Source organism: Methanosarcina sp. Kolksee, from assembly GCF_000969945.1.
Taxonomy (GTDB): Archaea; Halobacteriota; Methanosarcinia; order Methanosarcinales; family Methanosarcinaceae; genus Methanosarcina; species Methanosarcina vacuolata.
In genome coordinates, this window is record NZ_CP009524.1 from 2,779,464 (window position 1) to 2,794,944 (window position 15,481).

Here is a 15,481-nt window from a genome sequence, read left to right on the forward strand (position 1 = left end):
ATAATCAATAATCATTAATTGTTTTTTGCCCTGAATACGGACTTTTCTCAGAAGATTCAGGCCCAGTAGGAGGCTCAGACTCAGTAATTCCAGACAATGTCCCTCTGTTCCTGATCTGCTTGAAAATCCGGTCTGCAATTTTTGGCCCAAGAAGAGCAGCCACTTTCTCAGGATCAACTCCCGCAAGCTCTGCTGAGGATCTGAAGCCTGCTTCATAGAGCTTCCTTGCCCTCACGCGCCCTATGCCTCTGATATCGAGCAGATCCATAAGTTCAGGGGCTGCTCCGTAATGAATCCGCTTTTCAAGTTCTGCGGCTTCTTTTGCACCTTTGAGATCAAGGAGCCCGGCAAGCTGAGCGGTGACGTGCATTATCCATTCCGCAATATCCGCAATTGAATGAATGTCACCTTCCCCGGTGCCGAACTTTAAGCAAATCTCGTTTTCAGATTTTTCATGGACCCAGTCAAGCAGAAGGAGGGAAGTCTTGACTTCCCCAAGGAACCATTCATATTCCGTAGTATCAAAGGGACTGGGCACCTTTACAAATTCGCTCGCATGAGCCATTACATAATCATTGATGTCCTGATAATCGTGGCTCCGCATGTAAAGCAGGCGCATGTCAGGTGTGCTGCACACCAGATGAAGCAGGGTAAGCTCGCTCAGGCTCTTTGCTTCTTTCAGGCCCTTTGCAATCCGGGCGGCTGACAGGGGGTCGATATAAAGCCTTGAGACAAGCTTTCCGAAGCTTGTAGGAATAAGGGCATCGGTTTTCTCAATCATCCCTTCCTGACGCAAAAAGGTAAGGCATTCGTTCACAACCGTAGAAAGCCCGAAGTTCGAGTACTGGAAAGCGAAAAATGTTGCCTCAAGAAAATCCATGAGTTCATCATATGTCCGCGCAAAACCGTTAGAGATCGTAGAGAGCACATGGGTCCTGAGAGCATTTTCGGTTCCGAGTTTGGACCAGATATCTTCGGCATTGGCTTCTATATAATTTTCAAAAAGGAAAACAAACTCCTTATATGATTTTGCAACAAGCACGGCTTCTCCATACGGGTCAAGCCTTGGCCTACCTGCCCTGCCTGCCATCTGTTTGTACTCGAGCACAGGAATAGGTTGCATTCCGTCTTCAGAGGAATAGCGCCGATAATTTCGGATAATTACGCGTCGAGCAGGCAGGTTGAGCCCGGCTGCAAGGGTAGGCGTGCTCGAAATCAACTTTATCTTTCCAGCCCTGAAACCGTCCTCCACAAGTTCTCTTAAAGGCGTTGTAAGGCCTGCGTGGTGAAAAGCCGTGCCTGAACGAATACAGGCTGCAAGGTTCGTTGAAGTATCGGTTTCACTGTTTTCAAGGATCTCGTCTGCAATTCCTGCAAGGACTTTCCTGTCTTCTGCGGAAAGGGTCTTATTAACAGTTGAAGCCGCCTTTTTTGCAAAGGCCATGCAGTTTTTTCTGCTGCTTTCGAAAACCAGGCACTGCCCATCTTTTTTGAGGGTATCCAGTGCAAGGTTCACAGCTTCGTCTTTTGTGGACTGCTCAACAGTTTTTTCCCTATCTTTGCAATAGAAGGTCCCATTAAAGAATACTCCCTCAAGAAGCTCAGTAGGCCTCCATTCACTTACTACAAGCTCGGCTTCCAGCCAGGTTGCGAGTTCGTCGGCATTCCCGACGGTTGCAGACAGTGCAAGGATCTGGCATGAAGAGTTCATTTTCCGAAGCTTTGCAAGGGTAACCTCAAGCGTTGGGCCCCTATCCGGCGAGTCTATAAGATGCACCTCGTCTGCCACAACAACCGAAATTTCCTGCATCCAGGCAGTCTCATTCCTGAGCAGGGAATCGGTTTTCTCGGAGGTCGCAACAATAATGTCGTTCACTCCGAGTCCCTCGTCCCGCATGTCATAGTCCCCTGTAGAGATCCCGACCCTAATTCCAAGTTCCGAAAATTCCCTAAACCGCCTGAATTTCTCGGAAGCAAGAGCTCTGAGAGGCACAATATAGAGTGCCTTTCCTCCTGCCAGGATGGACTTCAACATTGCAAGCTCGGCAAGGAGAGTCTTCCCTGAAGCTGTAGGGATTGCAGCAAGCAGATTTCTTCCTTCAAGCAGCCCTTTTTCCACAGCTTCAGCCTGAGGGGGATAAAGTTCCAGAATCCCGGAATCGAGATAAAACCGCTTTACTTCGTCGGGCAGATCGAGACTTTCTATCTTCATTGAAAATCAGAAACTCACACATTAGATAAAAAACTATTTTGGGATTGAACGCTAGTATCGAAAAAGTTAGTATCTGCAGAAACCCCTTCAAAAATCTCTGCAAAAACCTTATTCTCTATTCAGAGAAACTCAACTTTTTGTATTTTTCCAACTTTTACGATTTTTTGAACATAGCTTACTCAGCACCAATTATCAAATATCGGTAACCGATTCCGAATTTAATCGCCTGCTGAGTAATAGTAATTTCCACTCTCTTTTTGCTCCCGGTCAAGCCTTGAACCCATATTATTCACGCGCGGACGCCTTGTTTCCTCATCCCTGCGGAAGGTTATGCCCAGGTTTTTTAAGAATCTGTTCATACCATCTTCCATGCTGAACGGACCATGCGCTTCACCGTATACCGAAGGCTTGCCTTCAAAAACCACGAGTCTCTGGCTCAGCATATCTATCATGTAGATATCGTGGTCTACGACAAGAGCTGTCTTGTTGTTGTTTTCGGCAAAGCGGTTGAGGACTTTTGTGACCATTGAACGCTGTTCAACATCCAGGTGGGCACTGGGTTCGTCCAGGATATAGAGGTCGGCTTCCTGAGTAAGGCAGGCTGCAATCGCAACTCTTTGCAGTTCTCCACCGCTAAGTTCTGTAAGCAGGCTGTCATAGATCTTATCAAGTTGTAGTGGGTTTGAAATCTCTACCTCATAATAGCTGGTCCCAAAATGCTTTGAGATCCCGCGCAGGAAGTCCTGTACGCGCACAGGGATGTCGGCTTTAATATACTGAGGCTTGTAAGATATTTTGACGTCTATGCCTGGATCGCCCTCATCAGGTTTGATTTCCCCTGCGAGCACTTTTACGAAAGTCGACTTTCCTATCCCATTGGGACCCACTACTCCGAGCACCTCTCCCTCACGAAGGCTGCCACCTGTGGCTTTCAGGGAGAACCCATCTCCGAATTTCTTTGAAAAACCATTAAAGGTAACCATAGACCTTAACTGGTGGTCTTCTCTTGGAGGATGGACTTCAAACTTAATGGCCTCAGGTCGGATCCTTATATTTTCTTCATGGAGATAGCCTTTGAGATACTGGTTGATCCCCACACGTACACTCTTTGGAAGAGTAACCACACCGAAACCTGCAGGCTCTCCGTAGGCAATGTGAATGACGTCTGTGAGCATGTCCAGGATTGCAAGGTCATGCTCTACTACAAGTACAGCCCTGTCCTTTGAAATCTCCTGGATCAGGCGGGCGACGTTAATCCTCTGGTAAATGTCAAGATAAGGGCTAATTTCGTCAAAGAAGTAGAACTGAGCGTCCTTTGCCGCACATGCTGCTATTGCCACACGCTGCAGTTCTCCACCGCTTAATTCCGAGATTTTTCTGTCAACTATGCTTTTTAAATCGAGATAGTCGATAAGCTCATCAAGGACTCCTCGTTCATCGGTTTTTTCGAGCAGTTCGGAGGTTTTTCCTTTGAAAGCTTTAGGGATGAGGTCTACATACTGCGGTTTCTGGGAAACCCGGACTTTCCCGTCCACGACATCTTTAAAGTAATCATAAAGTGCAGTTCCGGCATAGTGTTCAAGCACAGTATCCCAATCGCCTGTTTTCTGTCCGAAGTTAGGGATCAAAGTTCCTGAAAGAATCTGGACGGACGTACTTTTTCCTATCCCGTTAGGGCCGAGAATCCCTGTTACTTTTCCTACTCTGGGCACAGGCAGCCCGAAGAGGGCAAAGCCGTTTACTCCATACCTGTGAGTGGGTTCCTTCAGAGCTTCAGGAAGCCCTATGATCATAATGGCTTTAAAAGGGCATTTATTAACGCAAATTCCACAGCCTACACAGAGTTCCTCGGAAATGACGGGTTTTCCGTCCTCCTCAAAAACAATAGTTTCATCCCCTGTCCGGACCCTCGGGCAATATTTCTCGCACTCCTTACTGCACCGTCTGGGCTGACACCTATCTTTATTAAGTATAGCTATTCTCATGATAGTCCCCGAAAATTACGTTTTTCGTTAATTTGTTAAGTAGTGTTAGATAAAGCACCTGCTGTGAGTTCAAGCGTAACTGGAGCGTAGTAATATAAGTTCCATAAGTTCCTGCTATAGCAGAGAACAGTTATCACGGCAAGGCAGTTGATAATGTAATGTCCAGTATTAATGTTAAGAGGATATTGCATGTATACAGCAGTTATCTGAGAGGTATTTCGGTATACAGTTGTTGTATACAGTAGTTATCGGTTATGAAATGCCTGCTCTGGTATATGAACCGTTGGACTAACTGCATACATAAAATACCAGTCATACAGGAGTTTAATGAAATAAACGGCCAGGTAATACAGAAGCTGAGGAAATCAAAAAGGTAAAAACCTGTGATAAAAAACTGTATAAAAGACCCTTAAATGTAGAGAGCCTTTTTGCAATTCAGGAAATTAAATCTTAATTCAGGAGGAGAGTCCAGACTATAAGGAAAAAATCAATGACTATAAACTCTACGTAGAACCAGTCCTTGAATTTGAACTCCTTTGTACTGATCTGAAGTTGAGGATAAAGAAACTTCTGTATGAAATACGTAATTCCAATGACGATTGTAAGTACAGCATACCAGATCCTGTCTTCTCCGGTCCCGTACACGTGGAAACATAAAACTCCTGCGATTGTGCCGAGTAATGCGGCTACTACTGTCTTTACAATTCCGTCCCTATGCTCCTTTTGCTTTTCCTCAGGCGTCCTTTCCTTGATAAAAGTCTTCTTCTCTGGAGTCTCAATCTTTGCTGCAGGAACTGCTGAAGTAGCCTCTGCTATTTTTGCAGGTTCCTTTCTGGACTTTGACTTCGGATTTTGCTTACTCAACCTGTATACTCTCCTGAACGGCAATTAACATTCCCTGGATGTAATCGTAGTCAGAACCTAATCTCGGTTAAAAAATTAGACCTGAATTGTAAGATTTTAATTTGCGATAAGATATTGATTTGTACATAAGATATTGATTTGCGGATAAGATATTGATTTGTACATAAGATATTGATTTGCATATTTGAGATCTCAGATTAAAATCATTGTATTTAAAATTATTAGAATCAAATTATATATCAGGTAATTATAATTTTTTGCTGAAATAAGATTCTTGAATTACAATACGGAATTAAATCCTTGGAGTTTAGTTTTTGATACAAGATTCTCGAAATTGAATTGTTGAAGTTACTATTAAGACTGGATTTCACAGCTTTAAATAAATTCATTACTTAAAACATTACCGATCTGATCTATAGATATCGAATCAATTCCTATCGAATTTAAATGTTTTGAAAATTTTGAAGGTCTATTCCCTCCTGGGTGATAGACAAGAGTGACTTCAGGAGAAAGTTTCCGGACCATATCTTCAAGCCCGCAAGCATCAAGATGGTCGCTTATCCTGATTGTTGGGTAAGGATAATCCATGCGGCAACTTAAGACGTATTTTTTCATGTTCCAGGGCAACTTGTCAAGGTCCCAGGGAGCAACTATAAAAACCCCGTCATCTTCTCCGGAGTCAAGCCCTACCAGTTCCCCGGCATCCTCAAGCATGCTGCGGGTAAGAGCCCTTGTCCTTGCCTCCATGCAGATAGCGCCATCATATCCAAAACCTCTTATTAGTTCAACTGCGCGCTGGGCCTTTCCGAATTCATATGCTCCAAAGGCTACAGGCCCTTTTTCGAAAAGCGCAGATTTCATACCTTCAAGGTCATCTGCAAAATGGCAGGAAGGGTCGGCAGGGTCGCCATAGTTAGCTTCAGTGATAAGGACGTCACAGGGAGGAAGGCTGCTTGCATCTTTGACGTCGCCTGTAACCAGAATCCTTGTCCCTACATCGTTTTCCCAGTAAAAAGCACTCGCTCCTGCGGTATGTTCCGTAGGAAATGTCTTTACCGTTGTTCCTTCGATGTCGATTCCATCCCCAAGCCTGCACATGCTGCCCGCATATTTTCTGTCGTGCCTGATTTCAAGCGCCACAGCAGTTTTTTCCGTACACACGGCATTGGGAGAGAGCATAGCCGATTTTCCGTTGTGGTCGGAATGGGCATGGGTGATCAGATAGGCATCGGGCTGAGGATGCTTTCCAACCGTCCTGGTAGTATCAATGGAAAAGGTGCGCAAGTCTCCGGCTTTGTCCCTGAACCGGAGTGAGATATGCGGTTTAAAAGTCCCGCGAGAATTACGCTGTCTGAGCGCCAACACACCAAGATCAATCAGTTTTTTAGAAATCACGCAAATCCTTGAGGAAATAATACTTAAGGTATTTAAGGTTAGGGAAATCACATAGATTGGTAATGTACTGGTTTATAAAAATTTGAGAATACCTCGGAATTTAAGTCTTTTTTGTATTTTGCCTTAAAGCGCCGGAGAATGAGGTAAAGCGGGAGTTTTCTGCTGAAACTCTTTATTTAGTAAACCTTGCTCAGGAATCTTATAAAACTAAAAGAAACTGTTTTAAGTATTAAGTTTTACTAAAATTCACGATGTTGGGCAGTTAATTACTGACTGTTGATAGTAGAGGTAATGAAAGGTTTAGGGCCTCCTTTGACCTTGTTTCTTCATTTTCCCATTAAACTCAAATAACTCAGAGATCACTCGGAAAAAATGTCACAAACGAAATTATTGTGAGTTACGCCGCTGAAGAAATCGTGAAACTTGTTTTCCAGTTAGTATTGACAGCAACTTCCACAGCAACTCTGGGAGTCCCAATTACTCCACAGATTATAAATCTCTTAAAAAAGTAACAAAAAAAGTTAATAAATAAGAAATCCTCTTAAAAAGCGGATCTCAATTATGTTTTCAGGGTTTCCTACTTTCTCCAGGCATAAGCCTTCTCCAGTAGAAGATTTAAGCCGGAAATCAGATCGCGAGAACGCGAAAGATTCAACGCCTTTGCGGTTTAATCTCCAGTGAAACGCCTTGTAGCGTATTTTATCCAGTTCAAATTCAGGCAGGGGATTCCTTGGTTATGATATAAGCAACCATTTCAGGGTTAAGCATATTTTCCCTTGAAATCTTTGCTTCGATATCCTCAGTGGATATACCTTCAGATCTCATTTCCTTTATTTTTTCAGTCACTGAGGACGGAATCGTGTAATACTCGTTTATATCTTTCCTGTGGCCCCAGACGTCGCCTTCAATGAGTTGGATTCTCTGCATCTCAAGGAACATTTCTATGGATTTTGAAACTGTAGCCATATAGGATTTCGGCAACTGAATTACCTCAATTTTTGGGCAGGTCTCAACCAGGCCCAAAACGTCCTTGTTCGATGGCCTGAAGGCCAGGTGAACAACGCGCTCATTCGGATTAAGTGTAAAGATTTCTTCTCTGGAACTAACCACTCGGATCTTCATGTTTTTTCTCATCTCACTTTAAATTTTTTTACGTTTTTACATTGATATAATTAAGATATACTGACTATAAATATTTATCCCATTGAACTAACATTATTTAGATAGTATTAGAGATTTTTGATTCAAGAAACATTTCTTTAATCAAAATACTCTAGTTTACTCATATAATTATTTTGTATTAACTTATTAAATTATTATGATATTTACAGAATTTCATAATTTTTCAAACAAAAATCTCAGAGACTCACTTCCCGCAGCAAAATTCGGTACATGCATAGTTTCACTGCTATTGTTTTTGATTTAATATGAACCTGCGGGGATTATATGAAAAAGTTAAGAACAGATACATGGTTTTAATTTAAAAACCAAAAAATGAGAACATTAAATCCTATCAATTTTCCACCCACATACTATAATATTAGGATGAGTTTTAAAGTACTATTAATAAATATGCTCAGTTTTAAAACAAATACTAAAGAATAACGGCAACAAGACTTATTCTATTTTAGGGATATAGAAAAAGCTCAAATCAAAGTTGCGCTGGCGCGCCTCGCTGCAGGAAACGGGGTATGTTCGCGCCCTCGCTCCAAATTCGACTGAAATAAACAGATAAAAAGGATATGGAAAAAGATAGCCCCAGGTTTCTGGAACCCCGGGCGGTCTTTGTCAGAAAAACTGAGGGTCAGAGGATCTTATCGAGTTCCGACGCCAGTACACTACCCTGGGTAACTCCCATGAAGCGCTTTACCTCAATCCCATCTTTCTGGATAATCAGCGTTGGGACAGCATGTATGCCATATTTGGAGGCCATTTCCTGGTTTTCATCCACATCTACAACTTTGAACTCAACCTTATCCCCGTACTTTTTCTCAAGCTCTTCAAGAATAGGTTTTTGCATCCTGCAAGGTCCACACCATGTTGCGGAAAAGTCCAATAACATTGGTTTCATAAAATCACCTTTATATTTTGAAACGTCTGGGAATTTCTCTATTTTGTTTAATCCATTCCGGGAAGCGTACAGAAGAGTCGTACATACACTGTCTAAAGGCCTGTACGACAAAGCTGCCGGAAACCCAATCCTGATGATAGGCGACATGAAAGCTGGATTTACCAAATACAGGGTCGGGACTCAATAATTGTATATTATCTTCGATGATGAGAAATAATTCCAAATATCCAATTATTTATTCCTGCTTCATTCTCTCTACCGATAATAAATCCACAGGCCCTACCCTGGAATCCCCAGGTAAATTATTTCCATATCGAAGTGGAATAGTCTTATATTGATCGCTGCATTTATATTTCTATCGTGTAAGATCCCAAAAAGGATCAAATCAATACTATCCGTTAGAAACCAAATTCTAATTGAGATAGTAGCAAATATGTACACGATTGGGATAATGGCTTAAAAGTGCCAATTTGCAAGTATTTTTTCCAATACCAGAGAGCTCTATATTCCAATCGGGAGATAAAGCTGCTCATGAAGCATCACTTATTGCCTACGTAAGTTTGTGGTTTTCTTCGGATTATTCATAATACTGTGTTTATTTGTAGAGCTCATCCCAAAATCAATTTTATTCCCACATCAATAAGAGTTTCAGAATTATTTTTTAGGACCAGAAGTTCTTATTGATAATCCAGAATACAACATTAAGAGAAGCAATTTTGCGTTTTGGGATCAGCTCGTATAATACTGAATTTATATACTGCGTTTCTATAGCTAGTGTCATGAAAATGTAATTATTGAGCAAACCTTTGATAGCTTTCCATCAACAGATAGCGATTCAGAGTTAACATGTGACCAATAACTAAATTTTCAAGATACTAGCTTATTGGATAGGAATTAAAGCTATTAAGGTGTTAATACAAAACTGAACCTATTTTTTAGCTAGTAAGCTGAACCTATTTTTTAGCTATTAAGTACAAATTCCCCAAAGTTATTATTAATAAGGAATAGATATTCTATTACTATTATATAATATATAATTATATTTATACTTGTACTCATGTCAATTAAAGTTGAACATTTTATCCCAAATAAAAAGGAGAAAAATGAATCATTTCTAAAAATAACTGCCACGGGTACATTACAGGATTGGGGAGGTTGATGAGGAATTTAATCAGATTGTATCCTGATTTTAAAAATCATCTCCTCCAGTATGCAGAACGAGTATTAAGAATATGAAGCAAAAAAATATAGAAAGAATATCGTAAAATCATGGAGGTAAATACAATGGGTGGAGGATTTGGAGTATTTGGAAGAGGAAGAGGATTTGATGGTTGCGGCGGCGGTTTTGGAGGCTTTGGAGGCTGTGGTGGATTTGACGGTTGCGGTTTTGGTGGCCGCTTTGACTGTGATGATGGATTCAGAAGGCGTCGCGGCGGCCGCAGAAGAGGATGTGGTCGTGACTTCGACTGGGACTGCTAATAATAACGACCGAGTCTGAAAAAATTACTAAGTATGAAGGGAAAAAGCATAATAGCTATCTTTTCACGGCATGACGGACAAGTCCCTGAAACTCGTCTTTTCTTGAATCGGTGACTGTTTACTTTTCCTTTCATTTAACACACTTTTTTAAAATAGTGGCAAGTTCTTGCAGGCTCTCCAATGGGAGTTCCGAAGGAATAATTTTCTGAAGGAATAAGACCTGGACTTGGCACTCTATTTATTATAGATAATTCCTGCAAGAAGACCAGCTAACTCTAAAAAACTTTCAGTTTATTGAAGAGCAGTTAGAAAGAAAAACCCGCTTTTATCAGGGAACCAGTTAAGGAATCATACATTTTTCTCGCAGTTTTTATCCTCGAGCCGACCTTTTATTATATTGCCGAAATACATACAGCCTTCCATTGGGATCGTTGGCATATCAGGTGACTCATTTATCATACTTACCGGAGCACCACGGATAAGCACGCATGGCACTCTTTCCCCAGCTTCTCCCATCAGGAGTTCGGCAGCCGAGACAAGGTTATCTGCTACAGCCTTGTATGTAATACGGAGAGGTTTCCCGTATATATCGTCAGTTCCCCGCGCATCTTCCACAGGCACAAAGCCTGAAACTCCAAGCGCAATTCCCGAGCAACCAAGCCTGAGAGGTTGAGTCCTGCTGTCTCCTATAATTACCCCTAGTCTGCATGAGTAACGCTGCTCAAGCCGGCCTCTGATAATCTCGGAACTTTTTCGCGGGTCTTCTGGGAGCAAGATCACATATCCTTCAGGGGCATTTGAAGCATCAATCCCTGCATTAGGAGCCAGAACGCCTTTTGTAATTGTAAGGGCAGCTCCAGGTACACCTCCAAAAATCTCATCGCATTCCTGAAGCACGAGTTCCATTTCCCTGGGATCGATCCCGTACTGTTCCCCAAGCACTTTTGCCTTTTCACCTGGATTCACACTTGCAAGCCTGACGGCTCTTCTTTCCGCAGTGCCAACTGCAGATTCTGCAAGTACGAAAACATCCCCATCAATAGGGACAAGCCCTGCTTCCTCCAGAGCCTTATCTATAATCTGTACGATATCATCCCCTTCCCTTATAATAGGGGTCTTAATCCCAAACATCTGGATGGAAGTATTTTCTGAACTCATACTCTGCTGCCCTTAGGAGTTAATGACTAAATTGGTTTGCTGAATCTAAAATAAATGCGAAATCAAATCGTAAAATGCCGGAGGATATTGATAAATGTATCCGACGGCTCCCAAAAAGATGTAAGAAGAAATTCAAAAAGATGTAAGAGGATATTCAAAAAGATGTAAGAAGATATTCAAAAAGATGTGAGAAAAGATCTAAAAAAATATAAGAAATTGCCAAAAAAATATTATGAAGTATTCAAAAAGATGTGAAGAAAAATCTAAAAAGATGTGAGAAAAAATCTAAAAAGATGCGAGGTAAAATCTAAAAAAATATAAAAAATGGCCTAAAAATATGAAAGGATACCCAGATAAAATAATCAATGAGAATAAAAGCCTGAAGAAGAGAATACAGAAAGTAAAAATCTTACCGCTGAAAAAGAGGAAAAAGAGTCTTCCGGTATAGAGAGTGATTTTTACCTGTAAGAAAATTATTTCCCGGAAATTCCAGCCATCGAAAGTAGTCTTGCAGTATTTTTATGAGATCCTATAGGCATAATATGAACCCCTCGTGAGAGTTTCATAAGCTCCTTTATAGTCTCTGAAGCTATTGAAAGACCTTCTTCGACAGGATCAGGTGCATCTTTTATACGAAGCATGATTTCTTCAGGCACATGAATTCCCGAAATGTTCCTGTTCATGAATTCAGCCATACCCAGAGATTTTAGAGGAATCAGGCCTGCAATTACAGGTACTTCAAGGTGGCTTATAGCCTCCATAAACTCCTCAAACATGCCCACATCATAGACCGCCTGAGTCTGGATAAAATCAGCTCCACAGCTGACTTTCTTTTCAAGCTTTATAAGTTGCAAAGGTTTTTCAGGGTCTATACCAGAAACCGCACCTGCACAGAAAGAGGTGCCTCCGTCCAGCTTGTTTCCTGCAAAATTAATGCTTGAGTCAAGCTTCCGAACAAGTTGAAGGAGCTGTACGGAATCAAGGTCGTATACGGGCTTTGAACCTGGGTGATCTCCACACGAAGGAAAATCTCCTGTCATCACACAGATGTTCCGGATACCCAGAGCATACGCTCCAAGAAGATCGGACTGAAGTCCTATCCTGTTCCTGTCCCGACAGGTGAGCTGCATAATAGGTTCATGTCCCTCATCAAGCAAAAGCTTGCTAAAAGCCAGGGAGCTCATGTGCATAATTGAGCACTGATTATCCGTAACGTTTATAGCATCTGCAATACCTTTGAGCTGGTGAGCATCTTCAAGGGGAACTGAGAATCTTGTGCCCTTAGGAGGGGAGACTTCAGCAGTGACCAGAAATTTGCTGGAATTCAGTTTTTCACGAAAATTAAAGAGCATTGAGTAAGAATATTAGGGATGAAATTATTTAAACCATGCTCCTGAATCGTGCACCATCAGTCGGTTAATATTATTTTCAAAAACCTTTGTGCCGCATTATCCCTTTTTGCAGATCAGACAAGTTACTTTTTGCAAATCAGAGAGGTTACTTTTTGCAAATCAGAGAGGTTACTTTTTGCAAATCAGAGAGGTTACTTTTTGCAAATCAGAGAGGTTACTTTTTGCAAATCAGAGAGGTTACCTTTTGCGGATCAGAGAGGTTATAGCAGACTTACACTGATGCGTCAAAGACATGTATTTCAAGCACGGGAAAAAATATGATTTAAAAATTAAATAAAAAATGTGAATGAATTTAATCAACTCTATGCTCCTGAGGGGCATGAACTGTGTAAAGGAGATCAAGCCTATTGATTTTTTTCAACCTATTATAAATCAAAGTCCATACGCAATCGTTCTCTCTGTTGACTTCACACATCCCGTCAATAGCTCCCCCACAGGGCCCATTTAGAAGTCCTTTAGGGCATCGTGATTTAGGACAGATACCTCCAAATTCACCAATTGTGCATTTTCCACACATTATACACTGGCCTGAAAGCAGCTTACCTTCGCTTGAACCTCCCAGGGAAAGCGTATCATTTGAGCCGAATACAGGAACCTCCGTAACACCGGAAACCGTTGAAACTCCACTACCGCAGCCCATAACCAGAATACAGCGTGCTTCAGTTATTTTTTCATTCTTTTGAACCAGGGAATCAAAAGACCGGACACTGCAGGCTGCTGTGGGGAGAGCCCAGCCTACTACACGCTTTCCGCTTTTCTCAAGCTGTCTGATCATCTCAAGCACTTCGGGTTCTCCACCGGTCTTCAGTTTTGCAGCACAGACATTGCATCCGATAATAAATATGTCATCTTCGTCCTGTAACAGGGCCAGGATTTCTTCAAGGGGTTTTGCTGAAGTTATAATCATAACTACCTCAAATATCGATATTCCAGATCTCTCCGCTTTGCAATACATTCGCGGATCATTTCGGCAATAAGTGGTAGGGAGCGCGCCTGCCCTTCAAGTTTCCTGGCAAGACGTCCAAGCTGAAGCAGAGTACCCATTACAAGCACATCAGTCATCTCTGTTTCGTGGGAAACTGCATTCCTTGTCAGTGCTGCATCCCCTCCTCGAGAGAGTATCTCCTGTTTTATTATCAAAGCCTCTGTGGTCGTAAGATTACGAATTTTCAGCATAAGATGGATACTTTTATTCTGCATTACCTTTGAGCCTGTCGTGGTAACTCCAAGTTTCCGCATTGCAATGGCTGCATCCTGTGGTGTCTTTACCTCAACCACAGAGACCTCATACCTGCCATCTTTTACTATACTTGGACTACTCCTGATAGCTCCTGAAAGCTTTACGACGTCAGCGGTCTCAGGTACATCATGCGTACGGACAATATGAGCACCTTTGTAAACTGCAATAGCTGCTGCAGCCAGGCTGCCATAGAGCCTCTCAGTTGCAGGTTTTCCAAGTACATCTCCTATGAATGATTTTCTTGAGAGAGCTGCTAACAAAGGCTTTTCAAAAATTTGAAGGCGTTCAAAATCGTCAAGAGTTTCAAAGTCATAAATGGAAAGTTTTTCTTCGATCCACCTGCCGGATGCAGGATCAAGTATGAGTTTTTCTGGGTTTATGCCACCTGCTTCAGCAGCCTGTATAATAGAATCAAGGGATTGTATAACGGCATCCATTCCGAGGGGATCACCCGGAACTTTATTTGAGGCCATGACAACAGCAGGACATCCGTAGTCTGCCACTACTTCAATCATTCTGGGGTCTGCAGTAAAACCGGAGACGTCATTTATGATATCAGCTCCCCTTTTGAGAGCTTCTTCTGCGATTTCAGGAAACATCGTATCCACGGAAATCACAGCATCCACATTGCCTTTCAGTGCTTCAAGCACTGGCAAAATACGTTCAAGTTCCTGTTTCCTGCTAATAGGCTCGGCATGTAACCAGGTTGAACGGGCTCCAAGGTCCAGAAAGGTTGCTCCTTCCTCAACCATTTTTAGAGCTGTCTCAAGCGCAGAATCAGGGTTTACGACCGAATTTCCGTAAAAGGACTCAGGACTAAAGTTAATAATACCCATTACATGTGCAGGGTATCGATCTCCTATTTTTATACCACATATTTCAGTATCAACAACCATTTTTGACAACCAGGATCTATAAATTTCAATTAAAATAACGCTAGCTTACGCTTAATAAACATTGGTAAATAGGCTGGGGGAAGCCGGCTTTACAGAGCTTTCTCACTGTCGGAGATTTCAACGATATGCCTTTAAATCGCGAAAATATAGTTTATTCCGCTTTACTACATTCCGTGAAAAATCTTTCTATTGCGTCCGCAGAGGCTTCCAGACAGAGGGAATTTTATTTATCAATTATTATCAGGATTAAACAAATAATCACTATAATCATATATTAATTAATACATATAAACTGACTTTATCAGGTATACTTGTTTAAGGAATTTTTAAGATACATTAAAGCAGGTTTCAAGCCTTGCTGTAGGCCTCATTTTGCCGACCGAACATTATATATTAATAGGATTATGTGTAAAACCAAATAATTATTTTGAATATTATTAACAGTAAACGCTATTATAGTATTATAAGCTCCAATAATACATAAAAATATTGATGTGTAGAATTGATATGGTACAATTAGGAAAGCAGCGTTTTATGGTTTTAAGAATTATGATTCGTCATTGTTTTGTGTGGATATCCTCGTAATGTCTTCATAAAAACCAACGCGGTCTCGAATTGAAAATCGTCTTATCCACAGGGAATAACGAAGAGCCGAAATTATCTGTAAAAACAATTACTAATATTGTAAACTGGTAAGAGCGAAAGAATAAGGTTCTTTCCCTAATCTGGTACAATTGGGAAAAACAACTTTTCTTGCTCTAGTATAAAT

12 protein-coding genes are annotated in these 15,481 nt (G+C 41.5%); 2 read left to right on the forward strand and 10 right to left on the reverse strand.

The genetic code is table 11. From position 1 onward, the window contains the following. Window positions 1-4 precede the first annotated feature (4 nt). The 6 genes from MSKOL_RS11505 to trxA all read right to left on the reverse strand — a co-directional run bounded on the left by MSKOL_RS11505 (window position 5) and on the right by trxA (window position 8,527). On the reverse strand, window positions 5-2,212 hold the full coding sequence (locus MSKOL_RS11505) for an ATP-dependent DNA helicase (RefSeq protein ID WP_048156357.1): 2,208 nt from the start codon (window positions 2,210-2,212) through the stop codon (window positions 5-7). Between the two features lie 218 nt (window positions 2,213-2,430). Beyond that, a complete protein-coding gene (locus MSKOL_RS11510; protein WP_048121071.1) occupies window positions 2,431-4,197 on the reverse strand; it encodes a ribosome biogenesis/translation initiation ATPase RLI in 1,767 nt (588 codons plus the stop codon). Window positions 4,198-4,647: 450 nt separating this feature from the next. Continuing rightward, window positions 4,648-5,061: a hypothetical protein gene (locus MSKOL_RS11515; protein WP_231592205.1), complete on the reverse strand. Its 414-nt coding sequence runs from the start codon at window positions 5,059-5,061 to the stop codon at window positions 4,648-4,650. A 375-nt stretch (window positions 5,062-5,436) separates the two neighbouring features. After that, window positions 5,437-6,456, reverse strand: a complete 1,020-nt coding sequence (locus MSKOL_RS11520; RefSeq protein WP_048156360.1) for an MBL fold metallo-hydrolase — start codon at window positions 6,454-6,456, stop codon at window positions 5,437-5,439. A 714-nt stretch (window positions 6,457-7,170) separates the two neighbouring features. Further along, the gene (locus MSKOL_RS11525; RefSeq protein WP_048121083.1) at window positions 7,171-7,578 is read right to left on the reverse strand and encodes a DUF1699 family protein; all 408 of its coding nucleotides are present in this window, start codon (window positions 7,576-7,578) and stop codon (window positions 7,171-7,173) included. Window positions 7,579-8,260: 682 nt separating this feature from the next. Next, window positions 8,261-8,527, reverse strand: a complete 267-nt coding sequence (gene trxA, locus MSKOL_RS11530; protein ID WP_048123938.1) for a thioredoxin — start codon at window positions 8,525-8,527, stop codon at window positions 8,261-8,263. Between the two features lie 43 nt (window positions 8,528-8,570). Here trxA and MSKOL_RS20225 point away from each other — a divergent pair, with 43 nt between their 5' ends. Together MSKOL_RS20225 and MSKOL_RS11535 are read left to right on the forward strand one after the other, a co-directional pair. After that, entirely contained in the window at window positions 8,571-8,714 is a 144-nt protein-coding gene (locus MSKOL_RS20225; RefSeq protein ID WP_156151063.1) for a hypothetical protein, read from the forward strand. Between the two features lie 1,097 nt (window positions 8,715-9,811). Further along, on the forward strand, window positions 9,812-10,006 hold the full coding sequence (locus tag MSKOL_RS11535; protein ID WP_156151064.1) for a hypothetical protein: 195 nt from the start codon (window positions 9,812-9,814) through the stop codon (window positions 10,004-10,006). 348 nt (window positions 10,007-10,354) lie between these two features. Here the strand turns inward: MSKOL_RS11535 and cofE are convergent, their stop codons facing one another. The 4 genes from cofE to folP form a co-directional block, all read right to left on the reverse strand. Continuing rightward, window positions 10,355-11,164, reverse strand: a complete 810-nt coding sequence (cofE, locus tag MSKOL_RS11540; RefSeq protein WP_048156363.1) for a coenzyme F420-0:L-glutamate ligase — start codon at window positions 11,162-11,164, stop codon at window positions 10,355-10,357. A gap of 473 nt (window positions 11,165-11,637) precedes the next feature. Further along, window positions 11,638-12,516: a methylenetetrahydrofolate reductase gene (locus MSKOL_RS11545; protein WP_048156367.1), complete on the reverse strand. Its 879-nt coding sequence runs from the start codon at window positions 12,514-12,516 to the stop codon at window positions 11,638-11,640. Between the two features lie 352 nt (window positions 12,517-12,868). Further along, complete coding sequence (locus tag MSKOL_RS11550; protein ID WP_048121091.1) at window positions 12,869-13,483, reverse strand: methylenetetrahydrofolate reductase C-terminal domain-containing protein; 615 nt, start codon at window positions 13,481-13,483, stop codon at window positions 12,869-12,871. A gap of 2 nt (window positions 13,484-13,485) precedes the next feature. Further along, the gene (gene folP / locus MSKOL_RS11555; protein WP_048156370.1) at window positions 13,486-14,712 is read right to left on the reverse strand and encodes a dihydropteroate synthase; all 1,227 of its coding nucleotides are present in this window, start codon (window positions 14,710-14,712) and stop codon (window positions 13,486-13,488) included. Window positions 14,713-15,481: the final 769 nt, after the last annotated feature.

What these genes read in the sequence shown, in the direction of transcription:
- folP (WP_048156370.1), bottom strand. Translation starts at nt 14,712, where the DNA reads ATGGTTGTTGATACTGAAATATGTGGTATAAAAATAGGAGATCGATAC.
- trxA (WP_048123938.1), bottom strand. Translation starts at nt 8,527, where the DNA reads ATGAAACCAATGTTATTGGACTTTTCCGCAACATGGTGTGGACCTTGC.
- MSKOL_RS11535 (WP_156151064.1), top strand. Translation starts at nt 9,812, where the DNA reads ATGGGTGGAGGATTTGGAGTATTTGGAAGAGGAAGAGGATTTGATGGT.
- MSKOL_RS11525 (WP_048121083.1), bottom strand. Translation starts at nt 7,578, where the DNA reads ATGAAGATCCGAGTGGTTAGTTCCAGAGAAGAAATCTTTACACTTAAT.
- MSKOL_RS11545 (WP_048156367.1), bottom strand. Translation starts at nt 12,516, where the DNA reads ATGCTCTTTAATTTTCGTGAAAAACTGAATTCCAGCAAATTTCTGGTC.
- MSKOL_RS11510 (WP_048121071.1), bottom strand. Translation starts at nt 4,197, where the DNA reads ATGAGAATAGCTATACTTAATAAAGATAGGTGTCAGCCCAGACGGTGC.
- MSKOL_RS11550 (WP_048121091.1), bottom strand. Translation starts at nt 13,483, where the DNA reads ATGATTATAACTTCAGCAAAACCCCTTGAAGAAATCCTGGCCCTGTTA.
- MSKOL_RS11505 (WP_048156357.1), bottom strand. Translation starts at nt 2,212, where the DNA reads ATGAAGATAGAAAGTCTCGATCTGCCCGACGAAGTAAAGCGGTTTTAT.
- cofE (WP_048156363.1), bottom strand. Translation starts at nt 11,164, where the DNA reads ATGAGTTCAGAAAATACTTCCATCCAGATGTTTGGGATTAAGACCCCT.